The sequence below is a fragment of the Niabella pedocola genome (genome assembly GCF_021044425.1).
Lineage (GTDB): Bacteria > Bacteroidota > Bacteroidia > Chitinophagales > Chitinophagaceae > Niabella > Niabella pedocola.
Genome location: NZ_JAJNEC010000007.1, coordinates 487,830 through 507,963, shown reverse-complemented (window position 1 = coordinate 507,963; position 20,134 = coordinate 487,830). Strand labels below are relative to the sequence as shown.

Genomic DNA, 20,134 nt, shown 5'->3' with positions numbered 1-20,134 from the left:
TAATTGTTGCCGGGTGTAGTTGTATGAAGCGAATCTGTATTTAACAAAAATAAAAACGCACATGCGATTAATCATTAAAATAGCCAGGAACGAATTGAGGTACCTGTTTTATTCGCCCATTGCCTGGATTGTACTGCTGGTGTTTTGGGTAATGATCGCAGTGGCATATTTTAACCCACTGCATGATATGGCCAATTTTCAGGAAATTATGATTAAGAACAGCAATTCAAAGTGGACCTGGCCATCTACCAAATCTTTAACGGGCAGTCTGTTTGGTGGTGTATATACTACCGCTGTATCCTATCTCTATCTTTTTATACCACTGCTTACTATGGGGCTTGTCAGCCGTGAAAAGAATACCGGTGCTATCCGATTACTGTATTCATCTCCCGCCAGGCTTCGCCAGATTGTACTGGGTAAATACCTGGGGATTGTGCTGTACCTTTTATTGCAGGTGGTAATTGTTGGTATGGTAATGGTGGTAGGCGCACTCAATATCAGGGATGAAGATTACGGGTTGTTCCTGTCGGGCCTGCTGGGGTTTTATTTGCTGGTATGTACTTATTCAGCCATCGGATTGTTCATGTCTGCTATTTCGGTACACCCGGTCATATCGGGGATCGGCACTTTTATGATCATTTTCGTGCTGGACAGAATCGGGGGACTTTGGCAGCAATATGATTTCATCAGGGACCTTACCTGGTTTCTTTCCCTGCAGAACCGCAACCAGAAAATGATCTTTGGCCTGATTGTAACCCGGGATATTGTTTACTTTATGGCCATCGCTTTTATTTTTGTAAGTTTTACCATTATTAAATTGCGTGCAGAGCGGGAGTCCAAACCCTGGTATATAAATGCAGGTCGTTATATATTGGTAATGATACTGGCACTGTCAGTAGGGTATATAACCTCCCGCCCGGTACTTACAGGCTACTGGGATACAACGGCTGCAAAAAAGAATACAATATCCACGGAACTGCAAAAAATGATCAAAGCCTTGGGTGACAGTACGCTGGAAGTAACGCTTTATGTGAACTTGCTAAGTAGAACATCAAAAATGGCGCGTGGTCTTCCGGAGGCTCGTAATCCCAGTTATCTTACCTCATTTTGGGAGCGGTACCTGCGCTTTAAGCCGGATATCAAATTCAACTACGTATATTTTTATGATATAGACCCGCAATCAAGCGACAGTAGCTGGTATCATATATATCCTGGTAAAACCGTACAGCAGATTGCGGCAAAGGTGGCAGAAAGAAGTGAGCTCGATCTGGATATGTTTAAAACGCCGGAACAAATACGCAAGCTGATTGATCTGAAGTCGGAAGGCAACCGGATGGTGATGCAATTGAAATACCGGGGGCGTACCGAAATATTGCGAACCATGGATGATGTGGAGTGCTGGCCCGATGGGTCCAATATGGCATCGGTACTGAAGCGGTTGCTGGAGCCGGATAAGATTTTCAAAGTGTATTTTTTGACGGGCGATCTGGAACGCGATATCCATAAGGTGGGCGACCGGGGCTATGCAGCGCATACAGCTAAAAGCATAAGAGCATCTATTGCCAATATGGGACTGGATGTGGATACGCTGAATTTAAATGTGCAGGATGTGCCTGCGGATGTGGCAACACTGGTGCTGGCGGATCCGGTTATGAACCTGAGCGCCGCAGTGCAGAAAAAAATAGAAGGCTATATTGCCGCCGGTGGTAATATGCTTATTTTGGGAAAACCCGGTAAGCAGTATGTGTTGAACCCCTTGTTACGGCAGCTGGGTGTACAATTAATGAGCGGTCAGCTGGTGCAACCCACGTATGACGAAACGCCCGAGAAGGTGGTTTGTTTAACCACTCCGTATATAGATACGCTTTCTTTTTTGACCCAAGGACTGAGGGGCGTAGGAATGCCCTTTGTTGCAGGCCTTACCCAGCTAAATGACAGTATTTATAAATTCAGGCCGTTGTTGTTGGGCCTGCCAGGTAAAACCTGGCTCAAAGCCGGCGATCTGGTTATTGATTCAACACTGCCGCCTTTCAATCCCCTGGCGGGTGATATACTGCGGGATACGTTTATCACTTCAGCGCAGCTAAGGCGGAATATCCGTCAAAAAGAGCAACGGATCATTCTTTTCGGGAGTGCAGATTTTATCAGCAACCTGCGGATTGCGCAGAATCGTGATCTTATCGCAGGCGCATACAGCCACCTTACCTATAACCATTTTCCGGTTCAACTATCAATAATATTATCCAAGGATATTTTACTGACAATTTCCGAGCAGGGTGCATACATAGAAAGGATTGTATTTATATGGGTGCTGCCGGGATGCATATTGTTGGCGGGAACTATATTGTTGATCAGGAGAAAAAGGCAATAAAACAGCGATTATGAATTTACTACGAACAGATGAGCAGACGATTGGAGACCTGGAGATTTTTGGAAAAAAAAGCGGCAGCGGGATCTTCGATCTTTACAATCATGCGTATACCCGTGGTGGGGCAATGCTGCTGAGTGAACTATTCCGGAATCCGCTTTCGGATAAAGAAGCCATTAACCGGCGCAGCAGTATCATTGAAAGCTTTGCCCGGTTACAGCTCCGGTTTCCTTATGAGGCGGCGCTGTTTGATACCGCTGAAAAATACTTAAGTCATACAGAAGAGGAAATGAAGGCGAAGGGCAACCGGGTGGCCCTGGGTGAAAAGGAGATCCAGAGCGGGGTGAATGCGCTTATTGATATTATTAAAGCCACAGCCCGGTTTATGGAGCTGCCCGATATAAAGAACATTAATGCCTATGATATGGAACGTAGTACAACGGTAGCACTACTGGCAGACCCGGCTTTTGAGCCGGTGTTAAAGGAAGCAGGTAAAGGGAAAATTTCGTACAGTGCGGTAACGGCCTATGATGTGTTATTGCGGATTACTGAAAAGCAAAAGGTAAAGGAATTGCTGGAACATATTTACCTGCTGGATGTATACATGTCTGTAGCCATGACGGCTTTGGAACGGAGTTTTGTTTTTCCCAGGGCATTGGAAAAAGGAAAATGTTTCTTAAAGCTGGAGGGCGTATACCATCCGTCTTTAAAAAAGCCTGTGGCAAATGATCTTGAAATGAAGGCTTCAAAAAATGTGCTGTTTTTAACGGGGGCCAATATGGCCGGGAAGTCTACCTTTTTACGCTCGGTAAGCACGGCCCTTTATATTGCACATATGGGTTTTCCGGTGGCGGCATCGGTAATGGAGTTTTCTGTACTGGACGGCATTTATACAACCGTAAATCTTCCGGATAACCTGGGTATCGGGGCCAGTCATTTTTATGTGGAAGTATTGCGGGTAAAAAAGATGGCCAGGGAGCTGAGTACCGGGCAGTCCTTTTTTATCCTCTTTGATGAACTCTTCAGGGGCACGAACGTAAAGGATGCGCATGAGGCTACCGTGGCTGTTATAAAAGGATTTGCGCGTAAAAGCAACAGCATGTTCATCGTTTCCTCACACATTGTGGAAGCCGGCGATCCGTTGAAAGCAATGGATAATGTAGACTTCCGGTACCTGCCCACGCGTATGAACGGCCATGTACCGGAGTACACCTATAAACTGGAAGCAGGTATTACGGATGACCGGCATGGAATGATCATCATTCGCAATGAAGGCATACTGGAGCTGTTGAAAAATGGAAAGCAAAAGAACAGTAGCGCCGGATCGATAACCTTACGGGATCCTAAACAAATACAATTATGAAGCAAAAATACTTCCTGCGCATGTTGCTGCGCTGTACAGGAGCTGCTCTGTTATGGGGGTGCGCGTCAAAACAAGAAGGATTTCAATTAGAAGGGAAGATAAAGAACCTGAAACATCCGGCTACCATTTACCTGGTGTATGCGGTTGCCGATACCGGCCGGGTGATCGACTCAGCCCGGATCCAAGATGGCGTATTTGCATTTACAGGATCCGTGCCAGACACAACTCCTGCCGATCTTGTAGTGGACCATGCCGGTTTGGGGCTGGATAAGCTGAACAGGGAAACCGCCGACTACCTGAGGATCTATCTTCACAATAATGCATTTTCCGTTACTGCCACTGATTCTATAAATAAAGGCACTGTTAAGGGATCGGCGGTAAATGATGCGTTTATTACCTACAACGCTTTATTGAAAGGATGGCGGGAGCGGAATCAGCAGTTGCTTGCCGAAGTGCAGCGCATGACTCCGGAACAGCGGGCAGATATTGCGATGCAGAAACAACTCGAGGCCAGGCAACGGGCCATAGCGGAAGAAGGAATCCGAACCATGGAAAGCTATATTGGGAAGTATCCGGGTGTTTACTTTAGTCTGGATGCCCTGGCGCAGCTTTTGACCCTGAAAGCGGATCCAAAAAAGATCGGAAAGCTGTATGCGTCCATGCCGCAGCCCTTGCGGCGGTCGCTCAGAGGTAAACTGCTTCAACACCGGGTCGAAACACTGCTCACCACTTCAATTGGAGCAAAGGTACCTGCATTTACCCAGGAGGATATTAACGGTAGGCTGATACAACCCTCCAACTATACCGGTAAATACCTGCTGCTGGATTTTTGGGCCAGCTGGTGCGGACCGTGCAGACAGGAAAATCCCAACCTGGTAGCGGCCTACCGCAGCTATCAGTCAAAGGGGTTTGAGATCCTGGGTATATCGCTGGATGAGTCGGCTGAAAAATGGCAGGACGCGATCTTCCGGGATGGGCTCACATGGACGCAGGTGAGTGATTTAAAAGGAGGCAGGAATGCGATAGCACAGCTATATGGGATCACGGCCATCCCGCAGAATTTTCTGATCGACCCCCAGGGCACCATCATTGCCACCAACCTCCGGGGCAACGCCCTTCAGGATAAGTTAAAAGAACTGTTCAAAAACTGATCATTCATCTGTTACATCTAAACTCACTTTCATGTTCAATAACGACAAACAAACGATCGAAGAGTTAAATATCATGGGCCGGTTCCGGCAGGGCTCTGTATATGGTCTGTTCAGCCAGGTGAAAACCCGTGGCGGTGAGCAGTTGCTGGATCAGATGTTCCGTAATCCTTTGCAGGATGCGGCGGCCATCAACCAACGCAGCGGTATTTTCCGCTTTTTTCAGGAGGCCGCACTTGTATTTCCTTTTGATCCGGCAATGTTAACCACTATGCGGGAGTTTTTGGATACGGATGCGCATGCAAACAAGGCGCTGGTTGTTGCTGCTACGCTGATAAAAAAAATGCTCTCTTCTCTTACCAGAGATGAACGCTATAAAAAAATGATGCAGGGATTGCACGCAACCATCCTTACACTGAACCGGTGTTTTCAGTTTGTAACGCCGCTTGCTGATATGCCGGGGCCCTATGAGGAGCGCTTCCGGGAAATAAAAAACATCCTGCTTGCCCCGGAACTGGGGCGGTTGCGGATGATCGATATTTACCAGGAACTCCCGGTAAAAGCACTGGCCGGTTATGAACACCTGTTAAAGGGGCGACTAAAAGAGCAGCTGATGGGAGTGTTGTTGTTTATCAGTGAGGTGGATGTAAATATCGCGGTGAGCAACACGGCTGTATCCAAAAGGTTTAACTATGCAACGGCGTTGCCGGCAGCAGCCAATAAACTGGAGGCCTTAAACCTGACCCATCCCTGTGTGGAACATGCAATCGGCAATGACCTGAAAATGGATGGGGCCTCTAATGTGCTGTTCTTAACAGGTGCTAATATGGCGGGAAAGTCAACCCTGATGAAAGCGGTCGGAATTAACTTTTATCTTGCTCATATGGGGTTTCCGGTGGCAGCCAGTGCCATGGAATTTTCGGTAAGGGAAGGCCTCTATTCCTCTATCAACGTGGCCGATAACATCGGGTTGGGATACAGTCATTTTTATGCCGAGGTAGTGCGCGTAAAACAGGCAGCGGTGGCGGCGGCCAGCGGAAGGAAGCTGCTGCTAATGTTCGACGAGCTTTTCAAAGGTACCAACGTTAAAGACGCTTATGATGGTACATTGGCGGTTACGGAAGGATTTGCAGATTACCAGAATTGCCTTTTTATCGTATCTACGCATATTATTGAAGTTGGGGCTGCATTAAAAGGAAAACACAATATCCAGTTTGTTTATATGCCTACAGTTATGGATGGTCCGCACCCGAAGTATCCGTATAAACTGGAAAAGGGCATTACTGAAGACCGACAGGGGATGCTTATTATTAAAAACGAAGGAATACTGGAGCTGCTGAATTCCTGATGACAACTAATTTTCTTTCATCATTTGAATAAAATCTTAATAATATGAAGTATGATCTGCGATCCTTTTTCGTAATGTTCCTGTTTGGCTGTTTTCTGAATGTGGGAGGGCAGGTAAAAGAATTGCCCGGTCTAAAGAAGGAAGACATTATTGCAGATTACCGCCTCGCAATGGATATTCTGAAAAAGCAGCATCCCAACCCCTATAAGTTCATAGACTCGATTGCCCTGGAACGAAAGGTAGACAGCCTGATGAAGGAGGCCGCAAAACAGGAAGATGTATTTGCACTTGCTAACTATTCACCGGTTTATCTGATCCGGGATGTGCATCTGAACCTGCGATGGTCGGCGGATAATGGAAAGGAAGCGATTAAAGCAACAAATTTTTTTCCTGTTCCCGTGATGATTGAGCGAGGAAGGGTATTTGTAAATTCAAAAGAAACGGAATTGCCGTTTGCTGCTGAAATTATGACGATTAATCTACAGCCGGTAGCATCCGTGCTGGATGGGATCAGTTCCCAGATCTATGCAGATGGCAACATAGCAACCGCTACCGACCGCTTTTACGGAGAATTTCAGGCAGCCTTAAGCTTGAAAAATCATAATCGGAAAAGCTACGAGATCGGGTACAGGGAACCATTTAAAAACGAAATAAAGCGGGTGACCCTTTCTGCCGAAAATCCATCGGAGGGGATCCGGCGGGCACGTCACGCATTTTACCCGGTAAATGTATTGCAACGCAGCTACTGGATCTATAGCGATTTTGATGATGTTTCAAAATTAGCCGTACTAACAGTGAACTCGTTCAATCTGGCGGAATCTTATGCCTATAAAGAGTTCAGTACTTTCTTTAAGGAGGTCAATAAACGGGGATACAAAAATGTGATCATCGATATCCGCAGCAACGGGGGGGGCAATCCCAATATATCGGCATTGCTTTATTCTTTTCTTTCGCTGATGCCGTTTCATAATATCTTTAACTACCGGACCAGGACAATTGATATCGCCTACCCGGAGTACGCCATAGCAGACGGCAGGAAAATGTCGGATGACGATATTCAGAGTCAAAAGAATTTCCTGTACCAGCGTTACGATAAAGATGATAAAGCAGGCTTTTACATCGGCAACACCCGTTTAAGAGAAGGCCAGCTGGAAAATTTTCCGCCCGATAAAGACGCATTTAAAGGCAGCGTATACGTTTTAACGGGTGGGGGAACGGTATCGGCCGCAACTTATTTTGCTTCCCTGGTGCAAAAAAACAACAGGGGACTGATTGTTGGAAAGGAAACAGGAAGCGGGGAAAACGCCACCACGGCAGCCTGGTTCCTAACCTATCAGCTGCCCCGCACAAAATCCATACTGACGGTTCCGATGTCGGAACTGTATTTTTTTAATGCAACAATAGATAAAGGCCGGGGAATAATGCCCGATAAAGAAGTTCCCATGGATCAGTTTATGACCTATATGAAAAATGGCAAGGATCCGGAACTGTGTTCTGTAAAGGACATGATCCTGTTGAAATAAACAACGGGATATTGCGGATCCTGGTTCCCGGCCTGATTTGCTGATAAAAAGTTTAGCGTTCCTTATGATTTGTTTGATAGTCAGTCTCATGTTATACCCGGTAATGTTTTTACGTTGGCCGGTTTTAAATAAACCGATTAAGATTGCATAACAGCATCCATTATAGCATTTTTGTAATGCAGCAGGCGATCGTGCGGGGCAAAAAGACTGTCAATAACAACTGCGGTGGCACATCTATATATTTAAAATTTGGCACAGAGATCTTTGCCCGACGGTCCTTACCGGGCCAGGCTGTATAAAAATATAGAGCCCGGCCCTTGCAACAGGGGAATAACAAGGAACCTGCCTGCAGCAATGCTCTCGAAAGTGCAGGCATATGATGCCCGCTCCGGGTAGCAACAAATTACCGGTAGAAGCCAGGAAGTGTGTTACAACCGGGTATTTGCCGGCTATCTGGCCCGGCCGCCAAATTGTTTGGGAAAATAGGAAAGTGTAAGCTGGAAATAGCGCTGCAGCCCTTGCGACACGGAAGTGGTAGTAGTGCTGCCGTTTGAATAGCTGTTCACTGCCTGGTTTTGGCCCAGGATATTGAATACAGAAACCCGGGTTTCAAACATTTTTTTCTTTTTGGGAAAGGCATAGCTGGCATACGCATCCCAATTGATATTTTGGATGGGCTGCCGGTTTACCGAAATGTTTTTGCTGTAACGGAAGCTGTTTCCTAATGTAAAATTTTTGGGCACCTTCAATGTAGCTCTTGCGGTGGTATTGAACGATTGTGTTTTTGTAGGCGTATAGGCGCTGCGTCCGCCAAACTGTTCAGCATTGGTGCCTGAAATTGATTGCTGTACTGATACCTCAATAATCCCCGGTGCATTAAAGGATACAGCAAAATAGTGATTCCGCCGGTCATTTCTGTAAGTTAATAGGTCGCCATCGATATATTGCGGACCCTGCGAGCTTCCCCAGTTTCCACTATAGTTGAACTGGTAAATATTCTTGCGTACAGGGTAGGATACGTTCATACTGATACCGCTATTAAAGGAGCTGTTGCTGCCGGAGCCGGCGGTATAATAAATACTGCCATTAGTATATCCTCCATTGGTGTTTACCTGAAAGGTTGCTTTTTTAAATGTAAGTGATAACCCCGCATTTAAACCCGCGTTGAATGTTTTCGTGCCGGGTGTATTAATAAAATAACTGGTGCTGCCACCATTGCCATCATAGATCGTGCTGTCTGATATACCATTCCGCTCCTTATTATACCCCATGTTAAATGCTGTGTTGTAGGAATACTTGGTTTCAAACCCCCCGTTGTTATTATACGAAAAATTGAAATTATACGTATTGTTGAGCCGCGATTTTAAATAGGGGTTGCCTACCGTCATATGATACCGGTCGGCCGCACTATCCTGGATGGGGTATAGCTGGTCGATGGTTGGGGCGGTTGCCGTACTGCTGTGCGTCAGGTTCATATTGATATTCGGCCCCTGTATTTTGGAATAATTATACGAGATGCCGGATGTGGGCGTAAAAAAGTTGTATACAAATGTCCGGTTGCGATAGCTGAGGGTTGAAACATTTTTTTGATACAGCAACTGGTTTTGCAGGTTGGTGCTGATACGTATGGTTCGCTGGAACCGGTCGGTAATTGTTTTTGAAAAAGTTTTTTCCAGCTGGAACCCGGTCCGGTTATTAATATTAGAGGTACTGCTAAGGTTTGAAAGGCCTGGGTTGCGGGTATACAAATGGGTGAGTGTATCCCTGTCACTTACCAATGCATTGATTTCCGCGCCCGAATATTGAATATGATTGTTCAATCCCATATTAATATTCCAGAAATTGTGATCTTTTAGCAGCAATTGCCGCAAACCACCGTAATTCAATCCCAGGCTGCCGTTCAGGTTTGAATTTCTGGTAACATATTTCCGGTCATAAAGATTGGTGTAAATGCTGTCTGCGAGTGCTTCAAAGCGGCTGTAGGTATTGCTGTTGCTGATGGTGTTTCCGTAACTGACTGAATAAGTAGCTGAAAAATTTTTTGCGTCCGGGTCTTCATTCACTGAAGTATTGCTGTAGTTTCCATTAAGACTGAAATCGTTGCCGGCGCTCTCCGTTTGGGAAGTATTGTTGGAGCGGCTTGCCAGCGTAGAGTCATTCCGGTATGAGGTTACATTTGCTTCAGATGCGGAGCTGGAATTTGTGCGGCGATAGGAAACATTTGTTGAAAAGGACTGTTCTTTTTTCCGGGCATTGTATTCTCCCCGGAGCGATTGGGATAGTAGGCGCGACAGTCCATAGCCGTTGCTTACATCAGTGAACCGGGTGTCGCCCAGCGTTCTTACGGTAGTACGGTTATTAATGGAGCTGTTCCGGTTGCCGGATATATAATACTGCCCGTTGAACGATTTTTCATTAAAGAAGTCGCTGGCTTCATTGAAGCTTTTTCGTAAAGAGATGCCTGATGTCCAGTTGTTTTGAATGTTCAGATCTTTGTTTTGCAGTACCGGCTCAATTTCGCCCAGTGCCTTTTTTATCGTGTTGACATTTGCGTTCAGGCCCAGATTTGTTTTTTTATTATAAAGCTGCATGGAAGTGTTGCCGCCATAACTTTTATTGGTTCCGGTGCTGGCTGTAACTGTTCCGAAATACCCTTTTCGCTTATTGGGTTTCAGCTTTATATTCATCACTACCGTGGTGTCTTTCTGAATATCTTCTATTTTCTGTTTATAAAGATCGCGCTCCTGGTATACCTGTATTTTTTCAATGGCATGTTTCGGCAGGTTCTTGAGTGCCATATTAAAGCTGCCGTCGAAAAACGGCCGGCCATCCACATATATTTTTTTTACCCGTTTCCCGTTCACGGTAATGGAGCTGTCCAGCCATTGCGCTACACCGGGTGTTCTTAATAAAACTTCTTCGGCAACTTCTGTAGAATCCAGCCGGATACCAGCCGGATTAATTTCCAGTGTATCTCCATTAATGGTTACGGGGGCTACGGTTTTTACCGTTACCTCCTCCAATACCTGCCCGGTATCGCTGATCAGGTTTATTCTATTGAAGGTAATGGTATTTGTTGCGGAGTCCAGGTAAAGATCTTTTATAAAAGATACAAAACCGGTGTGGCTCACAGAAATATAAAGCGGTGTTTTGAGTGGCAGCGCTTTTATTTCAAAAAATCCCTGCTCTGTGGTTATCTGGTAATCGATGGCTGATGAATCTGCTTTTTTAAAAACGGTGACCGTTGCGGAGGGAAGTGCGCTGCTGTCTATTGAGCTGAGCACCGTGCCTTTAATGCTACCTTTGTTTTGAGCAAAAGATGCCAGTTGAAAAAGGAGTAATATGATCAACAGCCATTGTTTCATGCATGCATTAATCTGCTTTGGTTTTAAGGCGAAGAATAACAGGGTTGTTCACCGGTTTACCGGTGTCGTAAAAACGGGAGAGGCTTGCCTCATATTGCAGCTTTGCAGACCCGGTGCTTTTTTTCAGGTTGAAAAGCACTCTCGAGGAAAAGCCCTGGTAGATGTTGTTTTCATCAAACGCCAGTACCGGTCCCTGAAGAGAGAATTGAAAACGGCTGCTGTCTGCTTTTAATTTATTCCGGTTGTAAAGAATCTGTTCCTTTTTGTCGAACACATAGTAGTTGTAATAGCCCATCGGTTGCCGTACATTAAAAAAAAGAAATCGCTTCTGGTCAACGAAATTATTGACGGTATTTGTATTGCTCAGGAAAATAGGGGCTTCCCGGCCGGATCTTGCAGTAGTAATTGTCATACTGCTTATAGAAATGCGGTCAACAGCTGTAAATGAAAAGGCTCCCGCCGTGGCCGGGGCACGATCCGTTTTCGGGGCTACTATTTGGTACGCCTCTGTAAGCGAATCCGGTGTAAGCCGGTAAATATAGGGCTGAAAAGGACGTGAAATAAAAAATACAGCATCATTCAGGGTTGGGAAAAAATTGCATTGGTAGGCAGACCTTCCATAAAATGCGGAATCCGTCTTTGTATGATACGGGAAAAAGCGTTGTGCCACGTTGCCGTTGTTCATCATCTTTAATCCATAATCCTGTGTATCGGTATTTTTGCCATTGGATCTGATAAAACTAAAGGCAAATCTGCCCGCACCCAGGCCCACCGGATTGGTCAGCAGGTATGCTGATGGGGGTAAGGTTTCTGTAGATAAAGTATCCAGGTTGTTAAGAGAAAGCCGTGCGGCCATTACCCGGGTTGATAACTGTTCTCCTGGCCCCTTTGCCAGTAAGGCTTGCAGCTTTGCCGCCGTAATGGTATAGTTCCTGTTTTGACTGAAGATCAGCAGTGCATGATGATTCTTGTCCAGCTGGATAAAGTTGATCCGGTAACGTTTGGGTTTGTTCTTATATTTTGTTATGAATTTTCCTTGCCGGTCAAAAAAAAGAACCGCATCGGTATCCGTATCCAGGATGATGAAGTACCGGTCAGTGACCACCAACTGGCTAATCACTCCAAAAGTGGATTGACGGGTTGTTTCCAGGGGAATAACCTCGGTTTCTTCGAAAATGCAAGAGAGCGTGGTGTCTTTTGCTTTAGCAGGATCTAATAATACCGGTGGAAGCTGGGCCCATGCAATATGCCAGACCCCTATCAGCAAACTCAAAAGCATTCGTTTTTTCATACCCGGATGAGTGTCAATCAATGCTCCAAATGTACGCGCGCAAAACCAGTTGATGCCCTTTTTTTATATAGGAATTTGTTAATTCTGAAAACTGGTGCCAGAGGATCCGGGCCGGCGACGCACAAATGTTTTTGGAGCCGGCTGAATGCGGTAGTTTGAATACGGGCGTCGCCAAGCATAAAGGCCGTGGTGTGGCCTCCTGGTTAAGGAAAAAGAGGCATCAGTGCTTTATAGAATAAACACTGAATAGCTTGCACAGAAGCCGGCGCGGTCATTAAAAAGCCTGTTATCCTGTGTTATTTATTCTTAAAATGTTTGGGGGCAATGCCCATGATCTTTTTAAAAACCCTGGAAAAATGGTACTGGTCCTCATATCCCAGGCTATAGGAAATGGTTTTGATGTTGTGCGAACTATCCATCAGCATCTGGCAGGCCTTCTGTATTTTGAGGGAGGTGAAGAGGTGAACGGGGCTGGATTTGACCTGCTTTTTAAACAGGGAAGACAGATGGGAGGCCGAAAGTCCAACGGCGGCACTGATTTCATCCAGCCGCAGCGGCTTGTCCAGGTTTTGTTTCATAAATTGAATACACTGCTGAATGATATCCTTTTCGTTGGCCGTGCGCTTGATCTGGGTATTTTGAAAAGAAGCCAGGTATGCATGCACAAAGCTGCAGCTGTAAAAAATATTATCCGTGTTGTCCATTAACTCAAGGTGCTGCAGCATATCATAGAAGATAAGTTGCCGTGAAGTGTTTACGACCGCATTCGCCGGTGCCTTGCCCTGTGCTTTTGTAAGAAACCGGTAGTAAAAATCGGCGTCGGAGCCGGAAAAATGCAGCCAGTAAATGCTCCAGGGGTCGTTGACATCGGCTCCGTAATGATGCGCAGTACCTGCGGGGATGATAAAGAATTCGTTGGGGTTTACCGTGTAGTGATGCTTTCCGCTGGCGTACCAGCCCCGTCCTTTTACGCAGTATATGAGGATGTATTGGGCACATCCCTGCTGACGCTCCCGTTCATGGAGCGCTGCGTTAGGGTAATAACCGATATCGGTTATATAAAGTTTTTTGCAAAAAATATGTTGGGCACAGAACCTGACTTTAGCCTGTGGCAGGATATAGGTGAGCTGGCCTGCAAAGCCCTCCATCTTTTTCTGAGCGTTTTCTGAATTAAATGATTTCATCGAAGATCCGTTTTGTTGCGGAAACTTCCGCAGCCTTGATCCTGTAAAAGTATTTATATTTTTCACAGCCTGTTATATCGGGGTAAAAATAATACAGGCAGGCTGGTATTGCCGGTATACTGTCCGGCCCGTTGCCTTGCAAACCGGAAGGTAACGGGTTTGAAAGGCGTTCGCCGGGCAACCCAGAAAAAGCAGTATTTTTACCGGAAGCAGTATGTTCCTGCGTTCCGGTTGCCCCGGGGAATTTGAAAGCCGATTGTTTGCCGGGTAGTGTTTTGTAGCCTTGCCACCTGGCTAAAAAGGAATAACGCAAATACAATAGAAAGATCGTATGGTTAAAAAGATATGGTTCGCTTTGCTGTTGGTGCCGGTGGGATTGCTGTTGGGATATGATGAACAACAGGGTGCCCGTGATGCATGTTTAGAGGATCCTTTGGAAAAAATAACCGTTACCGTTGATCCGGAGGCAATACAACAGACGATACATAGCTTTGGAGCTTCTGATTGCTGGACGGCCAAGTTCATCGGCAGCTGGCAGGATGCGCAGAAAAAGGAACGGATCGCAGACCTGCTCTTTAGCATGGATACATTAAAGGACGGAAGCCCCAGAGGTATCGGGCTGTCGCTATGGCGCTTTAATATTGGTGGCGGAAGTTTTGAACAGGGTGTCGCCAGTAATATTAAAGATGAGTGGCGAAGAGAAGAATGCTTTATGAATGAAGATGGTTCCTATCGTTGGGATAAGCAGCAAGGACAACAATGGTTTCTGCAGGCGGCGCGTAAGCGGGGAGTGCGGTACACACTGGGCTTTTCACTAACGCCCCCTGTTTTTATGACTCGAAATGGGAAAGCGTATAATGCTTCTGGCAATACACAGATGAATATCCGGGAGGGAATGATGGATGCCTATGCCGGTTTTTTAGCGAAAGTTGCTGGTCATTTTAAATTTGATTTTCTGAGTCCGGTGAATGAACCGCAATGGAAATGGGGACGGGCAGATGGTGCCAGCCAGGAGGGTACACAGGCGGTGAATACAGAGATTTCGGGGCTTGTAAAGGCGGTTGCCTCTAAGATGAAAGGGACGCGCACAAGAATCGTAGTGGGCGAGGCCGGGCAGTGGGATTATCTGTTTGGTAAAAATGAGCAGGAATGCGGAGACCAGATCAACCAGTTCTTTGCACCGGCCGGGCCCGCGTATCTGGGGGGGCTGCCGGCAGTGGCCAAAATTATTTCAGGCCATAGTTATTTTACCACCTGTCCGGATACTGTGGCTGTGCGCATCCGGGAACAGGTGCAGGCTGCAGCTGCGCGTATCCCCTCGTTACAGGTTTGGCAAACCGAATTTGGTATCCTGGGTAATATCTGTAATCAATACAATGGTGCACCCCGCAATACCGGTATCGAATACGGTCTTTATGTAGCAAAAGTAATCCACCAGGATCTTACCGTTGCCAATGTTAGTTCCTGGCAATGGTGGCTGGCAATGGCACCCTATGATTATAGCGACGCCCTGGTGTATATAAATGCGCCTTCCGGTAACATTGATGTGCCGGCCTGTAAATCAGATGGTGTGATCTTGGATTCAAAACAGCTTTGGGTAATGGGCAACTTCGCCCGGTTTGTAAGGCCCGGTATGAAACGGATGGCCGTAACCCTGTCCGCAAACGCAGGTAGTGTATTGGCATCCGCCTATAAGGATACAAAAAAAATGGTATGGGTGCTGATCAATCCAACACTTCAGGCAAAAACCGTACAGCTCAGGGGATCGGATGATCAATGGCTTGATGTGTATACAACAGACCGGACGCAAAACCTGAAACGGTCGGCGGCGCGTGCAGGCGAAATACAGCTTCCTGCCCAATCGGTGGTAACGGTCACCGGAAAGGGCCAACGATGATATCCATAATGCACTGAAAAGCAGGACCCGGCGGGCTTAAAAAAACGGATCGCAATTGTTCCACTAAGCCCTTCGCCTCGCCGTAGCTGTATTACAGCCTTTCTTAACAGATACTCATGCACATCCGGGGCAACCGGCAGCATCAGAAAATCTATCATTTTCCGAAGATTAGCCATTGAAAACCTGGCAGCAGGGTGCTATGTTTGACCTTTCAATGTGGACGCTGCCTGCTATATGTATATGGCCGGCGTGCCGGCTTCAGGAATGCGCCATATCCATCTTTTAAAAAAAAGTTGAACTGCGATGATACAACCAATGCGTAGATTATTACCAGCTACAACGCGAAGCGGGTGGCTGTGCTTTTTCCTTTTTTTATTTGTACAGGCTCATGCACAGCAGGATATTTCGCTGGCGGGGTCATGGAAGCTGCGGCTGGATAAAGAAGACCGCGGAATAAAAGAGCAATGGTTCCTTAAAGATGAAGGCCAGGCTATACAATTGCCGGGAACCCTTGATGATGCAGGTATCGGAGAAGCAATAAAGCGGGATACCAACCAGATGAATAAGGAGGTGATGATCCGGCTAACCCGTAAGCATGCATATACCGGGGCCGCCTGGTATAGCAAACAGATCGTGATTCCTCAGGGATGGAATGATAAAATGATCCGGTTATACCTGGAGCGTGTGATCTGGAATACACGGGTTTGGGTAGATGGCCGCGAAACGGGAACCGGTGAAAGCCTGAGCGTGCCGCATGAATTTGAGTTGAGCAGGTATCTTACACCGGGCGTGCATCTTTTAACGATCCGTATCGACAACCGGAAACAATATGATATTTCGGTGAATGAGATGGCCCATGCCTATACCGACGGAACCCAGATCATTTGGAACGGTATCATCGGTGCCATAAAATTAAGTGCCCGGAACCGGCTGTCGGTGGGTATGATACAAACCTACCCGGATGCCGTACAAAAAAGGGTAGGCCTGAAAATAAGATTGGAGAACCAGCATCCCGGCATCCAGAAAGCAGTATTGAAAACAGCCATATTTTTTGGAGCAAAGCAGGTAGCCGTACGTACCATACCGGTTAGCCTGGCATCCGGTACATCGGATAGTGAAATGGAATGCGCCTTGGGGAACCAGGCAAAGCTATGGGATGAGTTTCATCCGCAGTTATACCAGGTGGAGGTAACACTACAAACAACCGGTGGAAAATTGCTGGATCGCAGCAAAACCAGCTTCGGGTTAAGAACCCTGACGAATGACCGGCAAACCCTGCGTATCAATGGCCGTCCGGTGTTTTTAAGAGGCACGCTGGAGTGTAATATATTCCCGTTAACAGGCTACCCGCCAATGACAAAAGAGGGCTGGTTAAAGGTATTCCGTGCAGCAAAAAGCTACGGCCTGAATCACCTGCGTTTTCACTCCTGGTGCCCGCCGGAGGCTGCTTTTGAAGTAGCCGATGCTATGGGTTTTTACCTTCAGGTAGAATTGCCGTTATGGAGTATGCATGCAGGAGAGGCTGCGGCAACCAACCGGTTCCTGGAAAAGGAAGCCATACGGATCAGCGAAACCTATGGCAACCATCCCTCATTTTGCCTGTGGTCGCTGGGCAATGAACTGGAGGGCGATTTTAACTGGTTACATGGATTGCTGATGCAGCTGAAACAAAAGGATGGCCGCCACCTGTATACAACAACCACGTTTACCTTTCAGAAAGATCACGGCCGCTGGCCGGAAACAGGAGATGATTTTTTTATTACACAGTACACACAGAAGGGATGGGTAAGAGGGCAGGGAGTATTTAATGATCATGCGCCCGATTTCTCCACTGATTATACCGGGGCTGTTGAAGGTGCTTCAGTGCCCCTGATCACCCATGAGATCGGGCAGTACTCTGTATATCCCAATCTCAGGGAGATTCATAAATATACCGGCGTCCTGGATCCGCTCAATTTTAAAGCAGTCCGGAATGATCTCCGGAAAAAGAACCTTTTATCGCTGGCCGATTCATTTACACGCGCCAGCGGCGTTTTTGCAGCGCAGCTATACAAAGAAGAAATGGAACGTGCATTAAAAACCAATGGCATCAGCGGCTATCAGTTGCTGGACCTGCATGATTTTCCCGGACAGGGTACGGCACTGGTAGGGATCCTCGATGCATTCTGGGATAGCAAGCAATTGGTAAGCCCTGAGGCACACCGGATGTACAGCTCGGAAGTAGTACCCCTGATCCGCTTTAGCAAAGCGGTGTATACAAACAACGAAGTATTTAAGGTGGCGGCATCGGTAGCCAATTTCAGTGCAGGCCCGCTCACAAAGGCGTTGCCGCAGCTTACTATAAAAGACCAATCAGGAAAACTGCTGTTTAAAAAAGAATGGCCGGCGGCGGACCTGCCGGTTGGAAACGGCAGCCGGATCGGGGAAACCCGCTTTGCATTGCATGGCTTAAAAAATGCAACAGCACTTACCGTTGAACTGAAGCTTAACGGTACGCCGTATAAAAATCAATGGCGGATCTGGGTATACCCTGCAACCATCGAGGACAACGCAGACGAGGTATACGTTACCCGTTCCTTTTCAGAAACCCGGCGGTTATTAGCAGAAGGAAAGAAGGTATTGTTCAACCCGGATACCGCTGCTCTGAAGGGTGTTAACGGCCGTTTTGCCCCGGTGTTCTGGAGTCCGGTGCATTTCCCCGACCAACCCGGCACAATGGGTATTCTTTGCAATCCGCAGCATCCGGCGCTGCAGCAGTTTCCTACGGCATTTCACAGCGACTGGCAGTGGTGGGATCTGATCACCTCTTCAAAAACGATGATCCTCGATGCATTGCCCGCCATGACGCCTGTAGTGCGTGTGATTGACAATTTTTTTAAGAACCGGAAAATGGCCAATGTGATCGAGGCCCGTGTGGGAAAAGGAAGGCTGCTGATGACCTCCGTTAATATTACCGACGGGTTGGAGCAGCGGCCGGCGGCACGCCAGCTGCGATACAGTTTCATCCGGTACATGAACAGTACCCGGTTTATGCCGGAAACCCTGCTGACGCCGGAACAGTTGCAGTTGTTGATTCAATAGCCGGCTGTTGCGTTTTGGTTACTGTGCTGGAGTAGCGGAGCAGAACAGGAAGACTGTTTACCGGTGACCAATGGGCTGCCGGCCGGTGCAAACGGACCATACTGCTTCATAAGATCATCCTTTTTTTTCGTAAGGATATCCATTCTATTTACCTTTTTATGTGCGCATCTTTGTATTTCTAAAATCGCTTCAATATGAAAAGTCAGTATCCGTTTAATACTTCCTATATTATCGGTATTTCATTTATTTCGGCGCTGGGCGGTTATCTGTTCGGGTTCGACTTTGCGGTGATTGCAGGAGCACTGCCATTCCTGAAAGAACAGTTTGGGTTCAATGAGGTACAGGAAGGATTTGCGACGGCTTCGCTGGCGCTGGGTTGTATTGCAGGATGCTTGCTGGCCGGCAGGATCTCCGATCGCTGGGGACGCCGGCGCGGATTGATGCTGGCCGCCGCGGTATTTTTTGTTTCTTCACTGGCGATGGCCTTCTCACACAACAGCGCCGTATTCATTGCAGCGCGTTTTGCTGCGGGCATAGGAGTAGGGATGGCTTCCGTATTATCGCCCATGTATATTGCAGAAGTAGCGCCCGCCAATATGCGTGGCCGTATGGTAGCAATCAACCAGCTCACCATCGTAATCGGGATTTTTGTTACCAACCTGGTAAACTATAGTTTGCGGAACGAAGGTGCAGATGCCTGGCGTTGGATGGTGGGGCTGGGGGCCGTACCTGCTGCACTTTTTTTACTTGGTGTTTGCTGGTTGCCGGAAAGCCCGCGCTGGCTGGCCAAGGCAGGCAAGCTTGCCCTTGCGGAAAAAATATTGAAAAAGATCGGTGGCGCTGATTATGCCACAGATACGCTGAAGGCTATCCGCCGGTCGGTTGCCGGCGATACCGTGGTGCGCTATAAGGATGTATTCCAGCGCGCGGTTTTTCCCGTGGTAATGATCGGTATCGGGTTGGCCGTGTTTCAGCAGCTTTGCGGTATCAACGTAGTATTTAATTATACGGCAAACATTTTTGAAAGTGTGGGTTTTAGCCAGGATGATCAGCTGAAACAAACCGTGTTTATCGGGTTGGTCAATATGATTTGCACCTTGATAGCCATGTGGCAGGTAGATAAACTTGGGCGCAAACCACTGATGTTGTTGGGAGCAATCGGACTAACCATTCTGTATGTGATCAGTGCCGCCTTGCTGAAACAGCAATCAGCCGCTGCCTCCTGGTCGCTGCTGGCTGCCATCGGGTTATATGCCATGTCCCTGGCTCCGGTTACCTGGGTACTCATTTCAGAAATTTTTCCGAATAAGGTTAGAGGTGCTGCTACCTCCATTGCCGTGCTGGCCCTCTGGGCTTCCTATGCGATACTTACGTTTACATTTCCGATACTGGCAAAAAAACTGGGTACCTACACGCCTTTCTATATATATGCAGGTATCTGTGTGCTTGGATTTTTGTTTGTAAAATTCCGGGTAAAAGAAACCAAAGGAAAATCGCTGGAGGAAATGGACACTGTTTTCTCCGGACATTGATAACGACTACAATTTAAGTTCTACAATTATAAAA

At 47.0% G+C, this 20,134-nt stretch carries 11 protein-coding genes; 8 read left to right on the top strand and 3 right to left on the bottom strand.

The features are described from left to right. Nucleotides 1-61: 61 nt before the first annotated feature. Genes LQ567_RS23050 through LQ567_RS23030 form a run of 5 tightly spaced genes read left to right on the top strand, consistent with a single transcriptional unit; the run spans nt 62 to nt 7,750 of the window. On the top strand, nt 62-2,371 hold the full coding sequence (locus LQ567_RS23050) for a Gldg family protein (RefSeq protein ID WP_231008234.1): 2,310 nt from the start codon (nt 62-64) through the stop codon (nt 2,369-2,371). 10 nt (nt 2,372-2,381) lie between these two features. Further along, on the top strand, nt 2,382-3,731 hold the full coding sequence (locus LQ567_RS23045; RefSeq protein WP_231008233.1) for a MutS-related protein: 1,350 nt from the start codon (nt 2,382-2,384) through the stop codon (nt 3,729-3,731). Further along, on the top strand, nt 3,728-4,882 hold the full coding sequence (locus tag LQ567_RS23040; RefSeq protein WP_231008232.1) for a TlpA disulfide reductase family protein: 1,155 nt from the start codon (nt 3,728-3,730) through the stop codon (nt 4,880-4,882). The genes LQ567_RS23045 and LQ567_RS23040 overlap by 4 nt, the downstream gene beginning before the upstream one ends. 31 nt (nt 4,883-4,913) lie before the next feature. Beyond that, entirely contained in the window at nt 4,914-6,227 is a 1,314-nt protein-coding gene (locus LQ567_RS23035; RefSeq protein WP_231008231.1) for a MutS-related protein, read from the top strand. Between the two features lie 44 nt (nt 6,228-6,271). Then, nucleotides 6,272-7,750, top strand: a complete 1,479-nt coding sequence (locus LQ567_RS23030) for a S41 family peptidase (protein WP_231008230.1) — start codon at nt 6,272-6,274, stop codon at nt 7,748-7,750. Between the two features lie 449 nt (nt 7,751-8,199). Here the strand turns inward: LQ567_RS23030 and LQ567_RS23025 are convergent, their stop codons facing one another. The 3 genes from LQ567_RS23025 to LQ567_RS23015 form a co-directional block, all read right to left on the bottom strand. Continuing rightward, entirely contained in the window at nt 8,200-11,100 is a 2,901-nt protein-coding gene (locus LQ567_RS23025) for an outer membrane beta-barrel protein (RefSeq protein ID WP_231008229.1), read from the bottom strand. 22 nt (nt 11,101-11,122) lie between these two features. Beyond that, a complete protein-coding gene (locus LQ567_RS23020) occupies nt 11,123-12,388 on the bottom strand; it encodes a 6-bladed beta-propeller (protein ID WP_231008227.1) in 1,266 nt (421 codons plus the stop codon). Between the two features lie 314 nt (nt 12,389-12,702). Beyond that, nucleotides 12,703-13,590: an AraC family transcriptional regulator gene (locus LQ567_RS23015; RefSeq protein ID WP_231008226.1), complete on the bottom strand. Its 888-nt coding sequence runs from the start codon at nt 13,588-13,590 to the stop codon at nt 12,703-12,705. 331 nt (nt 13,591-13,921) lie between these two features. On the opposite strand from LQ567_RS23015, the gene LQ567_RS23010 reads away from it, so the two are divergent. From LQ567_RS23010 to LQ567_RS23000, 3 genes are all read left to right on the top strand, one after another. Continuing rightward, nucleotides 13,922-15,487 carry a glycoside hydrolase gene (locus LQ567_RS23010; protein ID WP_231008225.1) on the top strand — a complete coding sequence of 522 codons (1,566 nt, stop codon included), beginning with the start codon at nt 13,922-13,924 and terminating at the stop codon, nt 15,485-15,487. Nucleotides 15,488-15,802: 315 nt separating this feature from the next. After that, complete coding sequence (locus LQ567_RS23005; protein ID WP_231008224.1) at nt 15,803-18,568, top strand: sugar-binding domain-containing protein; 2,766 nt, start codon at nt 15,803-15,805, stop codon at nt 18,566-18,568. A 194-nt stretch (nt 18,569-18,762) separates the two neighbouring features. Beyond that, nucleotides 18,763-20,100 (top strand): sugar porter family MFS transporter, encoded by a 1,338-nt coding sequence (locus LQ567_RS23000; RefSeq protein ID WP_231008223.1) that lies wholly within the window; start codon nt 18,763-18,765, stop codon nt 20,098-20,100. Nucleotides 20,101-20,134: the final 34 nt, after the last annotated feature.